General features: G+C 62.7%; 15 protein-coding genes and 1 riboswitch. Of the genes, 8 read left to right on the top strand and 7 right to left on the bottom strand.

The window, feature by feature from the left end:
• Positions 1 to 4: 4 nt before the first annotated feature.
• A complete protein-coding gene (locus tag R3E77_04935; GenBank protein ID MEZ5498762.1) occupies positions 5 to 2,044 on the bottom strand; it encodes a TonB-dependent receptor in 2,040 nt (679 codons plus the stop codon).
• Positions 2,033 to 2,140, bottom strand: a riboswitch (TPP riboswitch). It overlaps the preceding gene by 12 nt.
• An 88-nt stretch (positions 2,141 to 2,228) precedes the next feature.
• Between R3E77_04935 and R3E77_04930 the strand changes: the two genes are divergently transcribed.
• Positions 2,229 to 3,131: a PhzF family phenazine biosynthesis isomerase gene (locus tag R3E77_04930; GenBank protein MEZ5498761.1), complete on the top strand. Its 903-nt coding sequence runs from the start codon at positions 2,229 to 2,231 to the stop codon at positions 3,129 to 3,131.
• A 31-nt stretch (positions 3,132 to 3,162) separates the two neighbouring features.
• On the opposite strand, the gene R3E77_04925 is transcribed toward R3E77_04930, so the two are convergent.
• Positions 3,163 to 3,453 carry an antibiotic biosynthesis monooxygenase family protein gene (locus tag R3E77_04925; GenBank protein MEZ5498760.1) on the bottom strand — a complete coding sequence of 97 codons (291 nt, stop codon included), beginning with the start codon at positions 3,451 to 3,453 and terminating at the stop codon, positions 3,163 to 3,165.
• Between the two features lie 62 nt (positions 3,454 to 3,515).
• Between R3E77_04925 and R3E77_04920 the strand changes: the two genes are divergently transcribed.
• Positions 3,516 to 3,863: a non-heme iron oxygenase ferredoxin subunit gene (locus tag R3E77_04920; protein MEZ5498759.1), complete on the top strand. Its 348-nt coding sequence runs from the start codon at positions 3,516 to 3,518 to the stop codon at positions 3,861 to 3,863.
• Between the two features lie 189 nt (positions 3,864 to 4,052).
• Here the strand turns inward: R3E77_04920 and R3E77_04915 are convergent, their stop codons facing one another.
• From R3E77_04915 to R3E77_04905, 3 genes are read right to left on the bottom strand one after another with little or no spacing between them, the layout of a single operon-like run.
• A complete protein-coding gene (locus R3E77_04915; protein ID MEZ5498758.1) occupies positions 4,053 to 5,207 on the bottom strand; it encodes a nitrilase-related carbon-nitrogen hydrolase in 1,155 nt (384 codons plus the stop codon).
• The gene (locus R3E77_04910) at positions 5,204 to 6,811 is read right to left on the bottom strand and encodes an NAD(P)/FAD-dependent oxidoreductase (GenBank protein ID MEZ5498757.1); all 1,608 of its coding nucleotides are present in this window, start codon (positions 6,809 to 6,811) and stop codon (positions 5,204 to 5,206) included. The genes R3E77_04915 and R3E77_04910 overlap by 4 nt, the downstream gene beginning before the upstream one ends.
• Entirely contained in the window at positions 6,812 to 8,020 is a 1,209-nt protein-coding gene (locus R3E77_04905; protein ID MEZ5498756.1) for a D-galactonate dehydratase family protein, read from the bottom strand.
• A gap of 62 nt (positions 8,021 to 8,082) precedes the next feature.
• Here R3E77_04905 and R3E77_04900 point away from each other — a divergent pair, with 62 nt between their 5' ends.
• From R3E77_04900 to R3E77_04875, 6 genes are all read left to right on the top strand, one after another.
• Positions 8,083 to 8,280, top strand: coding sequence for a hypothetical protein (locus tag R3E77_04900; GenBank protein ID MEZ5498755.1), 198 nt, complete (start codon positions 8,083 to 8,085; stop codon positions 8,278 to 8,280).
• Positions 8,277 to 9,257 (top strand): 4Fe-4S dicluster domain-containing protein, encoded by a 981-nt coding sequence (locus R3E77_04895; protein MEZ5498754.1) that lies wholly within the window; start codon positions 8,277 to 8,279, stop codon positions 9,255 to 9,257. The genes R3E77_04900 and R3E77_04895 overlap by 4 nt, the downstream gene beginning before the upstream one ends.
• A 69-nt stretch (positions 9,258 to 9,326) precedes the next feature.
• Positions 9,327 to 10,961, top strand: a complete 1,635-nt coding sequence (locus R3E77_04890) for a thiamine pyrophosphate-binding protein (protein ID MEZ5498753.1) — start codon at positions 9,327 to 9,329, stop codon at positions 10,959 to 10,961.
• Entirely contained in the window at positions 10,958 to 12,061 is a 1,104-nt protein-coding gene (gene hisC / locus R3E77_04885) for a histidinol-phosphate transaminase (GenBank protein MEZ5498752.1), read from the top strand. Before R3E77_04890 ends, hisC begins: the two co-directional genes overlap by 4 nt.
• A gap of 2 nt (positions 12,062 to 12,063) precedes the next feature.
• Positions 12,064 to 13,536 carry an aldehyde dehydrogenase family protein gene (locus R3E77_04880; protein ID MEZ5498751.1) on the top strand — a complete coding sequence of 491 codons (1,473 nt, stop codon included), beginning with the start codon at positions 12,064 to 12,066 and terminating at the stop codon, positions 13,534 to 13,536.
• A 9-nt stretch (positions 13,537 to 13,545) separates the two neighbouring features.
• Positions 13,546 to 14,040: a MarR family transcriptional regulator gene (locus R3E77_04875; protein MEZ5498750.1), complete on the top strand. Its 495-nt coding sequence runs from the start codon at positions 13,546 to 13,548 to the stop codon at positions 14,038 to 14,040.
• Between the two features lie 32 nt (positions 14,041 to 14,072).
• Here R3E77_04875 and R3E77_04870 read toward each other — a convergent pair whose 3' ends face one another.
• Together R3E77_04870 and R3E77_04865 are read right to left on the bottom strand one after the other, a co-directional pair.
• Entirely contained in the window at positions 14,073 to 15,320 is a 1,248-nt protein-coding gene (locus tag R3E77_04870) for an MFS transporter (protein ID MEZ5498749.1), read from the bottom strand.
• Positions 15,321 to 15,380: 60 nt separating this feature from the next.
• Entirely contained in the window at positions 15,381 to 18,563 is a 3,183-nt protein-coding gene (locus R3E77_04865) for a TonB-dependent receptor (protein ID MEZ5498748.1), read from the bottom strand.
• Positions 18,564 to 18,732 lie beyond the last annotated feature (169 nt).

The raw sequence follows: 18,732 nt of genomic DNA, 5'->3' as shown, positions 1-18,732 counted from the left end.
GCGGCTATTTCACAACATAACTGAACGAGATACCAATCTGGCGTGGGTCTGCTTGCTGCACATATCGCTGCGGCGCGAAGTCGGGTGGTTCGTTGCCAAAGTAAAAACCGCGCATGGCATAGACCCGGTCGAGAAGGTTGCGACTCCACAGGGAGGTCGACCAGCGCTCATTGCGAAAGCCGATGCTGGCATTGACTACGACGCGCGACGGCGCCTGCTCATCGTGACTGGTATCGAAATAGAACCCGTCGACGGCGGCGACACCGAGCGCCGCGGTGAACCCACGCGGGCCATGGAAGTCCGCGTTCAACGCCACCTGGTAGCGCGGCGCATGTGCCTGGCGGCGCCCGTCGAGATTGCGATCGGCCAGTTGGAATCCGCGGTAAGTGGCATCGAGCCATGCGGCACTTGCGGCAAGCCCCAGACTCTCACCCGCGGCGAACCGTACCGACAATTCGGCACCATTGTTGCGGCCGCTTGCGGCGTTTCTGGTCACGAAGATGAACGACAGCGGATCACCGGGAGTTACCTGAAAAGAGCTCGGCACCTGCTCATCGCGGCGTTGCATGGCGAACAGCGCAAGCTCCGCCTGCAGCCGTTGTGTTGGCCAGCTACCCTTCCAGCCCAGTTCGATGCTGTGCAGATACTCGGCATCGAAGCGGCGCAACTGTGCTGGCACGAGTGGTCCAATATTGAATCCACCCGCCTTGTAACCACGGGCAACGGTCAGGTATAGGAGCGATCGCTCGTCAGCGTGATAACCCAATGCCAGATTGCCGCCCCACATCGTCTCACCGGGCCGCAACACGGTGCCATCGGTGTCGCCATAGTTGACCTGCCTGCGCTCGAGGCGCGCGCCCGCAGTAACGAACCAGCGACGAGCAAACGATACCGTCCGCTCAGCGTATAGTGCCGTATTGTTGGCTGCATATTCGCTCGACAGTGCGCGAAACACATCGCCATTGAACAGGTCGAGCTGCCGTGTCGACTCTTCGAGGCGCGCGAGGTAAAGGCCCGCAGTCCACTGTCCCGCGAGGACGCGAAGATCCTGGCTGTAGTTGCGACGCCGCCGTGCGAAGGCTTCGAAGAAATCGTATGCCGGATCGAATGACCAGTCGCCATCGAAACTGTAGTCAATGCGCGAGTCGGCAACCGAGGTGAGACTTTCCAGCTCGATCCCGTCCGAGACCCGATAATGGATTCGGGCCGACGCGCCGAGTGATCGTTGTGCGTCGCGGCCGGGCTTGTCGGACTCTGTGATGCGCGAATTATCGAACGCAAAAGCGTCATAGCCGTCATTGGCATCCACTGCCATGGCGGCGAGATCCACACGCCAGCGCTCCTCCCGATCCTGCCAGCGCCAACGCAACCGGGCCGTGGATTCGTCGATGCCGTTGGTATCGTCGCGTCCGAGAAAGCTGTTGTGGCGAAAGCCGTCGCTGCGCGTCTTTTGTGCCGCGAAACGCCAGGCCGCCTGCCCTCCCAGCGGCCCGCCGGCGACGAGACTCATTGAACGCGTGGCGTAATCGGCAAGTTCGGCGCCAAGACTCAGCTCGCTTTCATCGCCCGGTGCGCGGCTTGCGATGTTTACGAGTCCCGCCAGGGCATTGGCGCCGAGTATCGTACCTTGCGGCCCTCGCAGAACTTCGACCTGGCCGATATCGAGCAAGGTAGCAATGCCGCCGATACCGGAAAAATCCATACCGTCGATCAGAAATCCAACGGACGGGTTCGGCGCACCCTGATACTGCTCGAGTTCGCCAATGCCTCGCAATTGCAGGTAGCGGGGCCGATTGGTCCCGGCCGCCCAGTTGAGGTCGGCTATCTGCGGCAGCACATCTTCAAGATGCCCCACGCCGGGATCGCCGAGCTCGGCTGCGCCGAGTACCGTAACGCTCGCGGGCATTGATTCGGCAACCGAGTCACGCAAGGACGCACTGACGACGACCTCCTGCAGCGCTTCGGCGCCCGACGAGGCGGGTTCGGCCGCAACGCAATGTGCGAGGCAAACCGCCGTCAGGAACCATGGACGAGGATTGATCATGCCTTTTCCCTCCGCCGGTATTACCCGGATCAGGTTCAAAGGGTTCGCCGAAACTGGCGTCTCAGGCCCCCACTTGGGCCACCCCTAGGACTATTCGATCGGCGCATCTTACGAGCCGCGTGGCCAAATGCAAAGAGTTACAATGACCGCTGCGCTGCTGAGGCATGCCACCCGGAGTCGAGACGTGTCACGAACCGTCCGCGTATTTCAGGTCGACGCATTTACCAACCAGAAGTTTGCGGGCAATCCGGCGGGTGTCGTGCTCGATGCCGATGCGCTCGCCGACAGCGAGATGCTCGCCATCGCGCGCGAGCTGCACAATGCCGATACCGCCTTCGTACTCGAGCCGGACGGCACCGACCACGACCTGCGGCTACGCTTCTTCACGCCCCGCAGCGAAGCCGGATTCGTGGGGCATGCGACCATTGCCGCGCATTTCGTGCGCGCGAGACTAGGCGCGGACGGCCGCCGCGTGCGCCAGAAGCAATCGGCCGGAATGGTCGATGTGGAGATACGCGGCAGCGACACCGGTCGTCGCGTGGCGATTCGCCGTGATGCGCCCGCGGCGGGACGCGAGCTCGCCAGCCGGGAGCGGCTCGCGGTGCTCGATGCGTTGGCGCTCTCGAGCGGCGACCTCGACAGCCAGTGTCCATTGCAGATCTATGGCACGGCGAGCTCGCGGCTGCTGGTGGGCGTACGCGGGCCCCGCCAGCTGAAGCAGTTGAAGCCCGATCACCAGCGCCTCACCACGTTGTCGGCACAGCTCGGCACGGCGGGATTTTTCGTATTCAGTCGCGAACAAACGGACCAGCAACTGGCGCTCCAGTCGCGCATGTTCTGTCCAGCCATTGGTATTCCCGAAGATCCGGTCAGTGGCAACGCCCACAGTCTGCTTGGTGCCTATTTGCTGCAACACCGGCTGCTGACCGCGGACGGCGACCACGCGGCATTCGCTGGTCAGCAGGGCCAATTCGTGGGCCGGCCCGGCCGAGTCGAAATCGAACTGCAACTCGCAGCGGGCCAACTGCGAGACGTGTGGATCATCGGCGAAGCGGCGCTGGTATTCGAGACGACGATAACCCTGTGAAAGGCCTGCGGCTGTCCCGCCGTGGAACCTGTCAGGACTTCCAGTCGTAGAATGCCAGTTCCATGTCGCGCGCCAGGCAGGCGAGGATGGGCGGAACGAGGCGGTCGTGAAACTCCGTCTTCTGGTGCAATTCGAACGCTTTCTCATCGCGAAAACGCGCATAGACCACGTAGGTGCGCGGCGTGTCGCGCTGCTTGATGACGTCGTAGACGAGTGTATCGGGCTCATGGGCATGCGTCAGCTCGGACAGCTCCTTCTGCAATTTCTCGAATTCTGCTTCCTTGCCGGATTTGACTTCCAGTGTGGCGATGAACGTGGTCATGCTCGGCCCTTTCGATTGGTGGTCCACTGAGGTTCGCGCGGCGACAATGTTAGCATTGCATCATGCCAGAGGAAGACTACCGGGCCGTATTACTGGCCACCGAGCTCCCGGAAGGAGCCATGCGCGCGGTCGCGATCGACTCGCGCGAAATCGTGCTGTGTCACAGCAAGGCGGGCGTCCACGCCCTCGACAACATCTGCACGCATGCGCTGGCGCGCATGAACGAGGGGCGGCTGCGAGGCCTGCGCCTGATCTGCCCATTGCATGGCGCGTCCTTCGACGTCCGCGACGGCCGCGTGCTTGGCGCTCCGGCGACCAAGCCGCTCGCCTGCCACAGGCTGCGCATCATCGACGGGATGATCGAGGTTGCGCTCGTCGATCCCGCCAATAAAGAAGCGGCAACAGAATAACGAACCCGACCGCTGACGGGCTCTTGAGCACCGCCCAAAGCATCGAAAAAACATCACGCGGCGCGATATAGACCGCCGATTGCATGCGCTGCGCGGCATGGCTCGTGACCACCAGTTGATTACCCTGCCGCCGCGCCACGCCTACCTTGAACTCGACGTCGGCCAGTTTGCTGCGCACGCGCATGGCGTTCAGTCACTCTTGCGCAGGCGGCCGGTGCGCTGGGCGTAGCGAATGCGCTCCTCGAGCAGCTTCGACATCTCCTCCACACTGCGCCCCGCTGGCGGCACGAACTGTCCGCGCCGGTAGAGGTTGTCAAGCACCGCTTTTGCGGGCTGCATCTTGTCGGCGAGGCTACGCGGTGGCTTGCCTGCAGGAAACTGATTCGGCGGATATATGGGCTGGTCATAGATCTGGCGGAATGCCTCGGCACGCACGTCGATCCAGCAGTTGTGATTGATCCGCGAGCGATGCTCGCGCAATCCCTCGATATCGATCGGTGCGCCGATGACCTGCTCGGCGGGGTATGGCGCCTCGCGCAGCACCGTGCCCTGGTAGTCGATGATGATCGAATACCCGGGGCAGAACGCCTTCGGGTAATAGTCGTAGTTGACGCTGCCCCAGTTCGAGCCGAGCAGGTAGCACATGTTGTCGTGGGCACGGGTGCGACGGGTAAAGCGCCAGAAATCGAAGGGATCTGACACGCCTTCGATTTCCTGCAATGCCGTCGGATGGCAGAGCACTTCGACGCCGTTGAACCCGAGCGCGCGCGATACCTCCGGCGTGCAGCCATCATGGCAGGTCATGGTGCCGAGCTTGCCGATTTCCGTATCCACGACCGGAAACAACGTGCGGATGTCGCCGCCGATCTTCTCGCAATATTCGTCGAAGATGTCGTGCGGGCTGGAACCGAGGCCGATCGACGCCGGTACGTGCCACTTGTGGTAGCGCAGAATCACGTCGCCATTCGGCCCGATGACGAAGGCGGTATTGAACCAACGATCCGGGAACGCAGCGACCTTCTCCACCACGCCGCCGCCTGCGATGAAGATCCCATACTCCTGGGCCTTGGCCGAGAGCACGTCCATTTCCGGTCCAGGAATGGTGATCGCCTTTTTCATGAAGGAGTCGATCCCATGCTCACCCTTGCCCGGGGTCGTTACGCCCTGCAGGAAATACTCTGGCAGCACGACCAGGCGCGCAGGCAATTCCCAGAAATACCCGACACCGAAGTCGATGAGATTGCAGACGCGATCCAGATTCTTCTTGATGCCAACCCTGTCCTCGGCGACCGTCACTTCGGGCTGGATCACCATGGCGGTATATCGTTCGATTTTCTTCGTCATTCGCTGAACCCCTGGAATTCGTCTTCCGGATCTTTCATGCCAAGATCCTCGAGAAGCTTGTTTGCGGTGTTGGTACCCATGGCGCAGATTCCGGCGCCGGGATGTGTAGACGGACCCGTCATGTAAAGACCATCGACCGGCGAGCGGTACTCGGCATAACCGGGTACGGGGCGAAACGCGCCACTCTGGGCAAGCGTACGCTCGCCGCCAGTCGTCGTGCCATTGACGAACGACAGATTCGCCCGCGCCAGGTTGGGTCCGGTGTCGATGTACTCGCCGAGAATGTTGTCATCTGTCATGTTGGTCGTGTAGCGACGCAATTGCGGCAGCAGGACTTCGCGCGCGTAGCGCGGTCCTGCCTGCTCCCAGTCCTCGCCGTTCGCGAGCTGCACCGGCACGAACGTATCGAAAATGAGCGTGTGCTTGCCCGCCGGCGCGCGTGAGGGGTCCATGCGAGTCCAGCAGGCCGACCAGAGAAATGGATCTCCCGGCGCCACGCCGGCGGCAATTTCGGCGTATTGCCGGTCGATATCGGCCATCGAGCCGAATATCCTCTGGAATGGTGTGCGCGACATTTCCGCGCCATTGCGAAACTCAGGCGCCTCGTTCAGCGCGTAGTGGACACGCACGATGGTCACGTTTCCGAAGGAGAAATTGCGCACGACCTTTAGAAAATCCTGCGGCAGATGTTTCGCGTCCATGCAGCGCAGGAATGTCTGCTGCGGGTCGAGTGCCGAAATCACGGCCTTGCGCGCCGATATTTCGCGCCCGTCGGCGAGCCTGAGCCCATGGCAGCGACCCGCCTTGACCAGGAATTGCGAGACGGTCGCGCCGGTCTCGACGACGCCGCCGAGCGATTCGATGTAGCGCTGCATGGCAATCGAGAGCATCTGGCTGCCGCCCTCGGGAATCGACTGGCCGTAATAATGAATGCTCGGAATCATCACGTAGAAGCCCTGCGCCGTGCCGAGCTGATCGGGCAGCGTCTGCGGCGCCATGGCCCAGCCGAGAATGAAAGCCTGCACATGCGGATTGGAGAAATTCTCCAGCGTGAATGCCTTTGAGCTGAGCTGAAACTCGCGCAACCGGCGCAGGCCTTCCGGGCTCATCTCCATTGCCTGATACATGTAGCTCGGCGGGGCCGGTGGCGAGAACATTCCCTTGATGACGCCCTGCTCGATCTCAGCGAACTCTTCGTAGATTTCCTTGTATCGCCTCGCATCTGCCACGCTGTACTCGGCGATCGTGTCGCAGGTCTTGTCGACATCCTTGTAAACGATGATGCCCTGCCCCTCGAATCGATTCGGATGTCCGGTGATGTGGTCATCCGACCAGATGTACTTCAATCCGAATTTCGCGAGTTCCGGTTGCAATTCGCTGCGAAAGGTCGGGTTGATGTGTATCCACACATGAGATGAGCCGTAGAGGTCGTGCTTGAATCCCGGCAGTGTGACTTCCTGAGTGACCGTACCGCCACCAACATGACCATTGCGCTCGAATATGCCGACCTTGAGTCCGTATTTGGCGAGCAGTGCGCCACAGGCAAGCGCGTTATGGCCGCCGCCTGCGATTACGATGTCGAAGTCGCTGTTGCTGTTGCTCATTTACCAGTTCCACATGGTGCCGTCGCCGAGGCGGTTAACCGGCAGGTAGGCGCGTCGGTACGGATAGCGCGCTGCGAGCGTCTCGTCGATGTCGACGCCATGCCCCGGCTGCTCACCGGGGTGAAGGTAGCCGTCAGCAAAGCTGTATGCATGCGGAAATACCGCGTCGGTCTCGGCACTATGGCGCATGTATTCCTGAATGCCGAAGTTCGGCACCCAGAGGTCGAAGTGAAGAGCGGCACCCATGCAAACCGGCGACAGATCGGTCGCGCCGTGGCAACCCGTGCGCACGTTGTAGATCGCGGCAAGATCCGCGATGCGGCGTAGATGCGTGATGCCACCGGCATGCACGACGGTCGCGCGGATGTAGTCGATCAGCTGCTCCTGGATGAGCGTGCGGCAGTCGAATATGCTGTTGAACACCTCGCCGACGGCAAGCGGCGTCACGCTGTGCTGACGAACCAGGCGAAAGCTCTCCGGATTGTCCGCCACGACGGCATCCTCCAGCCAGAACGGGCGGTAGGGTTCGAGCGAGCGGGCGACCCTTGCGGCCTCGATCGGCGTCAGCCGGTGGTGAACATCGTGAAGGAGATGCAGATCGAATCCGTAACGGGCCCGCACCGCGTCGAACAGTTTTGGCACGTGATCCATGTATTTTTCGCTGGACCAGATGTTCTCGGTCGGCAGCTGCGCGTCAGCTGGTTCGTAGAAGAAGCGGTCGCCGGATACGCCGTAGGTGCTGGCAAGTCCCGGTATGCCGCTCTGGATGCGCACCGCCTTGTAGCCGAGCTCGATGTACTCGGCAACCTGGTCGCAGGTTTGTGCGATATTCTCCCCAGTGGCATGGCCATAGACCAGCACACCGCTACGCGATCGGCCACCGAGCAACTGATAGAGCGGCATGCCGGCGCACTTGGCCTTGATGTCCCACAGCGCCGTATCGACGGCACTGATCGCCGCCATGGTGATCGGACCGCGCCGCCAGTAAGCGCCGCGGTACAGGAACTGCCAGATGTCCTCGATCTGGGAAGGATCCCTGCCCACCAGGCAAGGTGCCACGTGATCGCCGAGGTAGCTGGCGACGGCCAGCTCGCGGCCATTGACCGTCGCATCACCAATACCGTACACACCATCGCTGGTTTCGATCTTGAGCGTTACGAAATTGCGGCCCGGGCAGGTGATGATTACCTTGGCTGCGGTGATGCGCATGGGAATGGGCCAACTAGTTTAAGTATGAACTAATTCTAGGGGCGGCGCGCGAGACTGTCAAAGTGCCTTCTTTCGAGCAGCAATATTACCTTGGAAACGCGAGCTGGCTGGAACGCCGCAGACGCGACCTCAGGCTGCTGGCGAGCCTGCTGCGAGGTCTGTACTGGTATGCGACAGCCGGAACGCGCCTGCGGCGCGGCTATCGCAAAGCCAGGCAGCAGGGACGGGTATTGTGGCTCGATGACGAGTCCGCGCCATGACCCGACAGCGTTTTCCGCGACCTCAATACGCTTTCGACTATCGCAGGCGACCGCACTCCGGCAACGTCATCAACGGGCTTGGAGAATCGTCGCCGCGTCGAGCCACGCCGATCTTTCACGGCTCCGGGCGCACGCAACTCGAGTGGCAGGCACTGGAATCGTTCTTCGCGCTGACCATGCCGTTCTATATCTTCCTGCAGAACCTGCGCAACAAGTGGCTGCTGCGCAAAGCCAATGGCCCGGTTGCGCGTACGCGGCGTACGCCCGGCGACGAAACCGAATCCGCAGCTTTCGTGAAGCAGCGCGCCCGGTCGCTCGGCGCAGGCGCCGTCGGCATCGCGCGGATCGACGAAGACTGCCTCTACGAGGGCTACGACCCCGGCTACAGCCACGGCATCGTCGTGCTTTGCCCCATGGATCACGCCGAGATGCAGCACCTGACAGAAACCCGAGCTGCGGTCGAAACCATGCGGGTCTATGCGGAGATCTCCCGGGTGGTCATCGCACTCGCCGCGGAAATTCGCGCGCTCGGCTGGCCGGCAGCGGCCTACGGTGAAGGCGCCGATCTCCTGCACCTGCCACTTGCGATCCGCGCCGGACTCGGGCAACTCGGCAAGCACGGCTCGCTGATCAATCGCGAATTCGGATCGAACTGCAGGATCGCAACCGTCCTGACGACCATGCCGCTTGCGTCCGATGAGCCCGTCGATATCGCCGTCGATGATCTTTGCGCCGGATGTCGCCGCTGCACCATCGACTGCCCTGCCGACGCCATCCTGCCGGAGAAACAGATGGTTCGGGGCGTACGCAAGTGGTATGTCGATTTCGATCGATGCGTGCCCTACTTCGTCAAGACCATGGGTTGTGGAATCTGCATCGAGGTATGTCCCTGGACGCGGCCCGGACGCGGTGCCTCGCTCGCGGGCCAGCTCCTCGCCAAGCGCGAAAAGCGCGCTCGCAGGCAAGCGGCCAATTAGTTTATACTTAAACTACTGCGCCCGCGGCGCTGCCGGCGCAGGCACTGGACCCGTCACCCCGGAGAGCTGATGAACCGCGACGCGAGTACTGCAGCGGCGGCCATTGTCGAGGCACTGGTGGTCAATGGCATAGACACCGTGTTCGGCCTGCCCGGCGGACAACTCTACGACTTGTTCGAAGCCTTGCGCTCGCACAGCGACCGGCTGCGCGTCGTCACTTCGCGTCACGAACAGGGCGCGGCCTACATGGCCTATGGCTATGCGCATTCCACCGGCCGTATCGGAGTGTTCACGATCGTGCCGGGACCCGGCGTACTGAATGCATCGGCGGCACTGTTGACCGCATATGGCTGCAACAGTCGCGTACTTTGCATTGCCGGCGAGATCCCGCAGGCGGGCATCGGGCGCGGTGTCGGCTATCTGCATGAACTCCCGGACCAGGTGGGACTCATGCGTCACGTCACGAAGTGGGCGCGTCACATCGACCGGCCCGCCGATACGGCGGCCGTGATGAGCGAAGCCTTCCGTCAGCTGCACGACGGCCGACCGCGTCCGGTTGCAGTGGACATGTCGATGGACACCATGGCCGAGCGGGTCGACCTGCCGCCCGCAACGCGCGTAACGCCAGGCCCGTTGCCTGCGGGTGACCCGGATGCGCTTGCACGAGCGGCGCTACTGCTCGGCAAGGCGAAGCGGCCTGTTATCGTCGTGGGCGGAGGCGCCGCCGACGCCGCCGAAGAAGTCCGGGAGCTGGCGGAAATGCTGCAGGCACCGGTGACATCCTTCCGCCAGGGCCGAGGCATCCTGAGCGACCGTCACTATCTCGCACAGACCTATCCGGCAGGCAACCGGCTGTGGAAGGATGCAGATGCCGCTTTGCTGGTTGGCACGCGCGGCAAATATCCGCTGATGTATTGGGGCACTTCGGGACTTGATATCGTGCGCATCGATATCGATCCTGCGCAAATCGAACAACTGGGCCGACCCGCGATCGGCATCGTGGCGGACGCCGCCCGGGCATTGCGTTCGCTCATAGAGCAGATCCCTGGACACAACCGCAAGCGCGACTCGCTCCGCGAGGAAATGCTCGCGCTCAAAGCCAGCCTGGAGCAGCAGTTTGCCAGCATCGAACCGCAATATTCCTACCTCAAGGTAATTCGTGAGTGCCTGCCCGAGGACGGGATCTTCGTCGACGAAGTCACCCAGGTCGGATTTGCTTCCTGGTACATGCTGCCGGTCTACCGCCCGCGGCAGCTGATATCGAGTGGCTACCAGGGCAATCTCGGCTATGGTTATGCAACGGCGCTCGGCGTTCAGATCGCGAATCCCGAACGCAAGGTGCTGCAGATCAGCGGCGACGGTGGACTCATGTACAACATCCAGGAGCTCTCGACGGCAGTCGCGAATCGCGTGCCGCTGACGACCGTGGTGTTCCGCGACGACTTCTTCGGCAATGTGCGTCGCGACCAGACACGCCACTTCGGCGCAGACCATACCTTCGCGGTCGAACTGCGCAATCCGGATTTCGTGCAGCTTGCCGAGTCTTTCGGCGCACAGGGACTGCGCGCCCGGAACCCTGTGGAGTTGCGCGAGGCCATTCTGCGCGGCTTCGCGTACGATGGACCCACGCTGATCGAAGTTCCGACCGGTGCCATGGCATCGCCATGGCCCTTCATCCAGCTGCCGGCCGTGCGCGGCACATGACCGACGACAACAGTCCACCGCAGCCGCGGCAGGCGCTCGCCAGCATCGCGCCTTACCGCCAGGGCAAGAGTGCGCTCGCCGGACACAGCACTGTCATCAAACTCTCGAGCAACGAGTCCTGCTTCGGTCCGTCGCCCGCGGCAGTGGATGCCTACCAGCGCGCGGCAGCCCAGCTGCATCACTATCCGGATGGTCAGCAGACCCGGCTCCGCCATGCGATCGCCGCCGCGCACGGGATCAATGCCGATCAGATCGTCTGTGGCAATGGCTCCGAAGAGCTGATCGGTCTCGCGATTCGTGCCTTTGTCGATGCCGGTGACGAACTGCTGTTGACCGAGAATCACTTCGTGATGTGCCCCATATACGGGCAGGTGCAGGCGGCAAAGGTGGTGTTCGCACCGGAGCGCGACGACAGGGTCGACGTCGATGCGATTCTCACGCGGGTTACTTCGCGGACAAGGGCCGTGATCGTTGCCAACCCCAACAACCCGACAGGCACCTGCATTGGGCGCACGGCCATTGCGCAACTCATACGTGCCCTTCCCCGCCGGGTGCTGCTCATGCTCGATGGCGCCTACGCCGAGTACGTGCTGCGGGAGGATTTCGATGCCGGCGAGGAACTCGTTGCGCAACATGACAACCTCGTGATGCTGCGTACTTTTTCCAAGATTCATGGTCTTGCGGGACTGCGCATCGGCTGGATGTACGGCCCGCCGCCAATCGTCGAAGCGGTCAACCGGATTCGCACTCCATTCAATGCCAATGCCGCGGCGATGGCCGCGGCGAGTGCAGCGATAGCCGACCGGGAACACGTGCGCCGCAGCGCCCAGCACAATGAGCGCGCGCTCAGCAGCCTGCGTGGCTCGCTATCGGCACTCGGCCTTGGCGTGACCGACAGCGTCGCGAATTTCTACCTGCTCAGTTTCGCTGCGCTCCCTGGCAAGTCCGCGAGCGGTGCTGCCAGGTGGCTGGAGCGTCGGGGCATCATCCCGAGGCCGGTTGCGAATCGTGGCGTGGACGAGCGGCTGCGAATAACAGTAGGCTTGGATCATGAAAACGACGCCGTCCTCGCGGCGCTGCGCGACTATATTGCGAGCTGATCATGGCAGCGCCCGCGGCTAGCGCGCCGGCCTATCGCCAGCTGCTGGTCGACGGGCAGTGGCGGCCGTCCTCGACCCGTGCCGAGCGCGCGGTCATCGACCCTTCCGACGGCAGCCACATCATCGAGGTCGCGGACGCAACAACCGCAGACGCGGCCGCGGCGGCCAAGTCGGCGGCTGACTCCTTCGCCAGTGGCGCCTGGCGGCGGCTTACGCCGGCCGCGCGGGCCAAGGTCCTGTGGCGCGTGGCCGATCTCATCGAAGCCAACGCCGCGGCACTTGCCAGCCTCGAGACGCGCAACGGCGGCAAACCCTGGACGGCGGCGCTCGGCGGCGAAGTGCCATTCGCGGCGGAGTGCTTTCGCTATTACGCGGGCTGGTGCACCAAGCTCGAGGGCCGCAGCAAGAGCATCTCTTCGGTCGGCACCGCCCGGATGCACAGTTACACGCGCCTCGAACCCATCGGCGCTGTCGCCCTGATTGTGCCCTGGAATGGTCCGCTGGTGCAGGCGTCGTGGAAGCTTGCGCCGGCACTCGCCGCCGGTTGCAGTTGCGTATTGAAGCCGGACGAGCACACGCCGTTGTCGGCATTGCATCTCGGTGCACTGTTGCTCGAGGCGGGTGTGCCGCCGGGGGTTGTCAACGTCATTCCAGGCGATGGCCGGGTCGGGGCCGCGCTGGTCAGTTCGCCCGATATCGCCAAGGTATCGTTTACCGGTTCCACGGCGACTGGCCGCAAGGTACTTGCCGAGTGCAGTAACGACCTGCGCAAAGTTACGCTCGAACTCGGCGGCAAGTCACCACTCGTCGTGTTCGCCGACGCCGACATCGAACGCGCAATCGATGGCGCGAGCCGCGCCATCTTCGACAATGCCGGCCAGGTTTGCGTGGCGGGCTCGCGTCTCTATGCCGAAGCTTCGGTCTACGAGCGCGTGCTCGCGGGAATTGCCGAGCGGGCGCAAAAACTTCGTGTCGGCCCGGCCAGTGATCCGGACACCGAAATGGGGCCGGTCATCTCCGCGGCGCACCTGCGCAATATCTGCGCGCACGTCGACAGCGGCCGGCGCCAGGGCGCGCGGATCGTCGTCGGCGGCGCAGCATTCGATAGACGTTCCGGTTTTTACATGCAGCCGACCGTGCTCGCCGATGTCCAGCCGACCATGCAGGTCGTCCAGGAGGAAATCTTCGGCCCCGTGCTCGCCGCACAGAGCTTTGCGAGCTTCCATGAAGCACTACAGCTTGCCAACGATACCCGCTACGGGCTTGCCGGCAGCGTCTGGACAGACGACATCAACAAGGCACACACATTTGCGGAAGAACTGCGTGCGGGGCTCGTGTGGATCAACTGCCACGGCGTTCCCGACATGGCTGTACCCTTCGGCGGCTACCGCCAGAGCGGCTGGGGCCGTGAAAACGGCTACGAAGGACTCCTCGAGTACACCGAGCACAAATCCGTCATGGCAATGCTGAGATAGGTTCTGGGCATGTCAACCAAGAATCTGTTCGAGCTGATGCAGGATGATCTCGCCAGGGACGATCACTACATGCGCCTCTGGCTCACATTGCTTGGCTGCTTCACGAGCGTCGAACGCACGCTCAGACGGCGGCTGAAGTCGCGTTTCAACGCAACGTTGCCGCGTTTTGATGTCATGACGGCTCTTGCACAGCACGGCGAAGGCCTGACGATGACCCAGCTCGCGCGCCGGCTCATGGTGACCAAGGGCAATGTAACGGGCGTGGTACGAGGCCTCGAGCTCGATCAACTGATCAAGCGCAGCGCCAGCCGCAATGATCGCCGCGTCCAGTATGTCACGCTCACGCCGCAGGGCCGGGCCGCATGGAAAGAGATGAAAAGCGCGTATCGCGCCGCCGTGGAAGAAGTGCTTGCATCCTTGTCCCGCACCGACGCGGCGGCACTCGCGCGCAGCCTGCGACAGGCCCAGGATCGGATTGACCAGTCACCGGCGGTGCTCGAATAGCGCGGACGCCGCGCGCGCGTTTGCACTACTGATCAGAAATCGGCGACGGCTGCACCGGAGCGGATATTGGGCAATACGAGCGCTGCCCCTGCGGACAGGAGCAGCAAGGGCGCGATCGCGAGCGTGAACGCCCACTGCCAACCAAATGCTGCGACCACCTGCGGCACGACGCTCGGAAACAACGCGAACCCAACGCACAACGGCGCCGAACCGCAGACGGCATAGCTGGTCGCACGCATTCGCGTCGGATAAAGCTCGACCAGCAACGTACCAACCACGGCGTTGCTGCCATAGAAAAAAGCACAGGTCAGTGCGAACCACGCGAGATCCTGCCAGCCTGCCTGTGGCAGCCACATGAGGCCAAGCAATGCCAGTGCGCCCACCACACACCAGGCTGCAAAGGTGTTGCGGCGGGTGATGAGGTACTCGCCAACATAGGCGGCGGCCAGGTAACCGACGATCGCGATGCCATAGGACATCCCGACCAGCTGCGTCGCCTGCGCAGCACCATAGCCCCGCACGGTCATGAAATATGTGGGGAAGAAGAACGCCGTACCCGCATAGGCGGAACCGAAGGCGAGGAACAGGACCACGCAGGCGAATGATCGCCGCCGGTAGGTTGCACCGAACAATTCCCTGATCTGCCTGACATCGAATGCGCCCGCTCCCGCCGTATCGCGCGCCGCAGCCACGACTTCAAATCGCCGGCTCTCGGGCAGCCTCCAACCCAACAGCAGTGCGAGCGGCACGACCGCGAAGGCAATCAGGAAGATCACGCGCCAGCCGCTCGATTCGAGCATTGGCGCGGCGAGTTCAGCCGCAATGAACCATCCAAGCGGATAGCCGCATTGCAACACGCCCATCAGCATGCCGCGCCGATGCGCGGGCGCCGACTCCGCCACCAGCGCCGCCGTGATCGGCGCAATGCCTGCGGCGAGTCCGAAAGCGAGCGCGCGCAACACGGTCAGTTCCACCAGGTCTCTGGCAAATCCGTGCAAACCCACGAAGATCGCCGAGACGGCGAGCAAGGCGACGAGGGTGCGGCGACGCCCGAACCGGTCGGCAAGGACGCCCGCGAATACCACCAGCACGGCCGCGGCGATGAAACCGATGGAAAGTATCAGCCCGATCGCATCGAGCCCGATGTGAAATTCGGCGACGATGCCCGGGACCGCATAGCCGAACAATGACTGGTCGAGATTGCTGCATGTCCAGGCGAACAGGCAGAAGGCGAGGACCGCGACCCACTCGCGACTCGACGGTGCTCCATCGCGGGTCACGGCCACCCGATCGGTTGGATCAGGTGACTCCCGTGAGGGAGTCACCTGATCGCAGAGTGCTTATTCGCCGACGATGCGCAGGACCACGCGACGATTGGTCTGGCGTCCCTCGTCCGTGGCATTGCTCGCAATCGGCTGCGCCTCGCCATACCCTCGGGCACTCAAGCTGTTGCTCACCCCGTGAGCCTTCAGATACCCCATCACCGTCTCCGCCCGGCGCTGCGAGAGCGTCTTGTTGTAGCCCGCCGATCCCACGCTGTCGGTGTGCCCGGCCACTTCCACTTCCAGCTCCGGATAGCGCTTCAACGTCGCGACCGCACGATCCAGCACCGACTCGCTCCCCGCGCTCAGCTCGGCACTGTTGGTCTCAAAAACCACCCCGGGCAGGCGGATCTCTTCCTTGAATGAACAGCCGTCCTCATCCACCCGATCGCCCTTCGGCGTATCCGGGCACTTGTCCTTGCTGTCCACGACCCCATCGCCATCGGAGTCCACTTCGCAGCCGCGCGCATCGACCTTCGCACCCGCGGGCGTCCCTGGGCACTGGTCCTGGCTGTCGACCACGCCATCGCCATCCGAATCGAGCTCGCAGCCGCTCGCATCCACCCGCGCTCCGGCCGGCGTGCCAGGACACTTGTCCATGTCATCCGTCACACCATCGCCGTCACTGTCCACAGGCGCAGGCGGCGGCGGCGGTGGTGGCGCTACAGCTCGCGGCGCTTCGCCGCCATGGAACTTGAGGCCGAATTCCACACCGAAGGAGCGCGGCTCACCGAACTGCGCATGCGTCCAGAGGTTGGCCACCGGCTGCACCGCAACACGATAGCGCTCGTCGGTGAGGTTCTTGCCGTAGAGGCGCAGCCACCAGTTGTCGTCGGCGCCGCTCAGCGTGACGTTGGCACTCAGTAGATCCTTGGCGTCGAGGTTGCCGTTGAACGCCGAACCCAGGTCAGACAGGATGAATGGGTTCTCGTCCTCGTGATAGAACAACGCCGACCAGCGCATCTTGGCGCGATTGCCGACCGGATGTTCGTAGGTCGCTGACAGCGAACCCGAGAACTCCGGCGTGCGCGTGAGCGGCTGACCCGTGAAGTCCACATCGACGGTACCGTCGCCGTTGGTGTCGGCCTGGAACTTCTTGTACTTGCCGTCCTGGTAACCGGCACTCAAGCCGATCTGGAACCGATCCGTCAGCAACGCAGTCGCTTCCAGCTCGACACCCTTGACTTCGACGTCTGCTGCGTTGAAGAAGCGCGTCTCCTGGAAGGTCTGGCCGAGACTGTTCTGCACGGTCGCGACCAGTGCGCGCTGTGAATCCGAGTATTTGACGTAGAACAGTGCCGTATTGAGCCTCAGGCGGTTGTTCAACAACTCGGTCTTGAGGCCGAGATCGATTGAATTCGCGAACTCGGGGTCATAGCGACCGAAAGCCAGCGGCCCGGTTGTGTCAATGGCGTTGCCGCTCGTGCCGGTCTGGTCGTTATAGCCGCCGCTCTTGAAGCCGCGCGACAACGTGAGATAGCCGAACACGTCGTCCGTGAACTTGTAGCTGCCGGTCAGGCGCCAGGTAGGTTCCGACCAGGACTTCTTGTCGCTGACGACGCCCGTCGAAAAACGCGTAAAGTCAGCGGCCGCCAGTTCGGCGCCTACGGTATTCACGTTGAGTGCGGGGTCGAAACCGCCACCCAACGCCTGATAGAACACCTGGTTGCGACCGGTCCAGCGCTTCTCCTCGTTGGTCCAACGCGCGCCGGCCGCCAGGGTGAAGCGGTCGGTGATATTGAAGGTTGCATCCGCAAAACCCGCGAAGACGTCCGACTTCTGCTGGTTACACAGCACCTGCGGATTGTTGTTGAAGAAATTCGGATCACCGAAGAATGCATCGCCGAGCCCCAACATGTCGAGGAAACCCAGTACCTGCAGTACGCAGAAGGTTGTCTTGTCGGTCTGGTAAAACCCGCCGAACACCCAGCTGGAACTTTCCGTGCTGCGAGTCAGTCGCAGCTCCTGCTGGAAGGTCTCGCGATCATCGTTACGAGCCGCGTCAAAAAGTGAATAGACCTCGGTGCCGCCGCCCAACACATTGGGCAGCACGGGCACATCGCCGGTATAGGTGTTCGGCAGACGCGACTTCTGCTCGCGATAGCCGGTGACCGAGTTGACGGTCCAGTTGTTGGCGAGGTTCCAGTCGAGGCTGAGATAGGCGCCATCGACATTGATGCGCTGGCCCCGTCCCATGAGCAGACCCGCATCGTTGCGATTGCTGGTGGCAGCTACATCGAGCGGATCGCCCGGATCGCGCGTGAAGCCCAGGCTGTTCCAGACAAAATTGCATCCGCCTGCAGTCGGATCGCCAAACGGGATGCAACCAGGCTCTGCCGGCGTGTCGTTGACGGACGGAACGGCGCCCGAACGATCACGCAAGGCTTCGAGTTGCAGCAAAGCGCTGAAATTATCCGTGACTTGCCAGAGCGCCTTGATGCGACCGTTGGTGACATCCTGCCCACCAGCGCGCTGGCCATTGGCCTGGCCCGAAAAGCCAACGAATTCCGGCAATGCGGCTACGGTCGGGCCATAGGAGGCACCGTTGCGGTAATAGCCATCGGTCTGCACGTAACTGCCGACGACGCGCAGCGCGAACTTGCCCTCTACCAACGGCAGGTTGAACGCGCCCTGCGCTTGACGGCGATCGAAGCTGCCTGCGCCGAAGACGATTTCGCCGCCACCTTCGAACAGGTCCGGCTTCTTGGTACGCACGACCACGACGCCACCCGTGGTGTTCTTGCCGAACAGCGTACCCTGGGGACCACGCAGCACTTCAACCGACTCCATGTCGAAGGTGTCGAGCAACTGCGTCTGTACGCTAGGCATGACGAAGTCATCGACGATGACCGCCACCGGCGGTTCCAGGTAGACGATGATGTCCGTCTGGCCCGCGCCGCGCATGGCAAACGATGCAGCATTGAAGGCTGTAATGCGCGCAGCCGAGAAATTGGGGACGATCGCCGCCACGTCGCTGACATCGCGCGGCACGATGGTTTCGATCGCCGCCGCATCGACTGCGGTCACAGCAACCGGGGTTTCCTGAATATTGGTGTTGCCGCGTCGCGTGGCCGTCACGGTCACTTCCTGCAAGCCGCCTTCGGTTTGCGACAACGCGGGTAATGCGGCACCCAGCAGTGACGCGCCCGCGATCAGCGCAGCACAGGCCGACGTCATTCGCACTCGACTCAGTTGCCTCATCTGGAAACTCCCCTCTTGATGGCAGCTTGCCTTGATTGATGTCAGTTGGCGCACGGCCCTCCACGAGGCCGGCGCAAGGGCGGATTATAGGGTTCATCCGCACAAAAGAATCAAGTTTGACTGTTTTTTGGGCTATCCTGTTGCATAGCAGCCACATCGGGTGCCTTCG

It is taken from the genome of Steroidobacteraceae bacterium, assembly GCA_041395505.1.
Classification (GTDB): Bacteria; Pseudomonadota; Gammaproteobacteria; order Steroidobacterales; family Steroidobacteraceae; genus JAWLAG01.
The sequence above is the reverse complement of the archived record's forward strand: the minus strand, read 5'-3'. Positions and strand labels throughout refer to the sequence as shown.

Bases quoted from the DNA above. Each gene is read 5' to 3' on its own strand.
- R3E77_04920 (MEZ5498759.1), top strand. From the start codon at position 3,516: ATGCCAGAGGAAGACTACCGGGCCGTATTACTGGCCACCGAGCTCCCG.
- R3E77_04915 (MEZ5498758.1), bottom strand. From the start codon at position 5,207: ATGACGAAGAAAATCGAACGATATACCGCCATGGTGATCCAGCCCGAA.
- R3E77_04935 (MEZ5498762.1), bottom strand. From the start codon at position 2,044: ATGATCAATCCTCGTCCATGGTTCCTGACGGCGGTTTGCCTCGCACAT.
- R3E77_04905 (MEZ5498756.1), bottom strand. From the start codon at position 8,020: ATGCGCATCACCGCAGCCAAGGTAATCATCACCTGCCCGGGCCGCAAT.
- R3E77_04875 (MEZ5498750.1), top strand. From the start codon at position 13,546: ATGTCAACCAAGAATCTGTTCGAGCTGATGCAGGATGATCTCGCCAGG.
- R3E77_04890 (MEZ5498753.1), top strand. From the start codon at position 9,327: ATGAACCGCGACGCGAGTACTGCAGCGGCGGCCATTGTCGAGGCACTG.
- R3E77_04925 (MEZ5498760.1), bottom strand. From the start codon at position 3,453: ATGACCACGTTCATCGCCACACTGGAAGTCAAATCCGGCAAGGAAGCA.
- R3E77_04865 (MEZ5498748.1), bottom strand. From the start codon at position 18,563: ATGAGGCAACTGAGTCGAGTGCGAATGACGTCGGCCTGTGCTGCGCTG.
- R3E77_04895 (MEZ5498754.1), top strand. From the start codon at position 8,277: ATGACCCGACAGCGTTTTCCGCGACCTCAATACGCTTTCGACTATCGC.
- hisC (MEZ5498752.1), top strand. From the start codon at position 10,958: ATGACCGACGACAACAGTCCACCGCAGCCGCGGCAGGCGCTCGCCAGC.
- R3E77_04880 (MEZ5498751.1), top strand. From the start codon at position 12,064: ATGGCAGCGCCCGCGGCTAGCGCGCCGGCCTATCGCCAGCTGCTGGTC.
- R3E77_04910 (MEZ5498757.1), bottom strand. From the start codon at position 6,811: ATGAGCAACAGCAACAGCGACTTCGACATCGTAATCGCAGGCGGCGGC.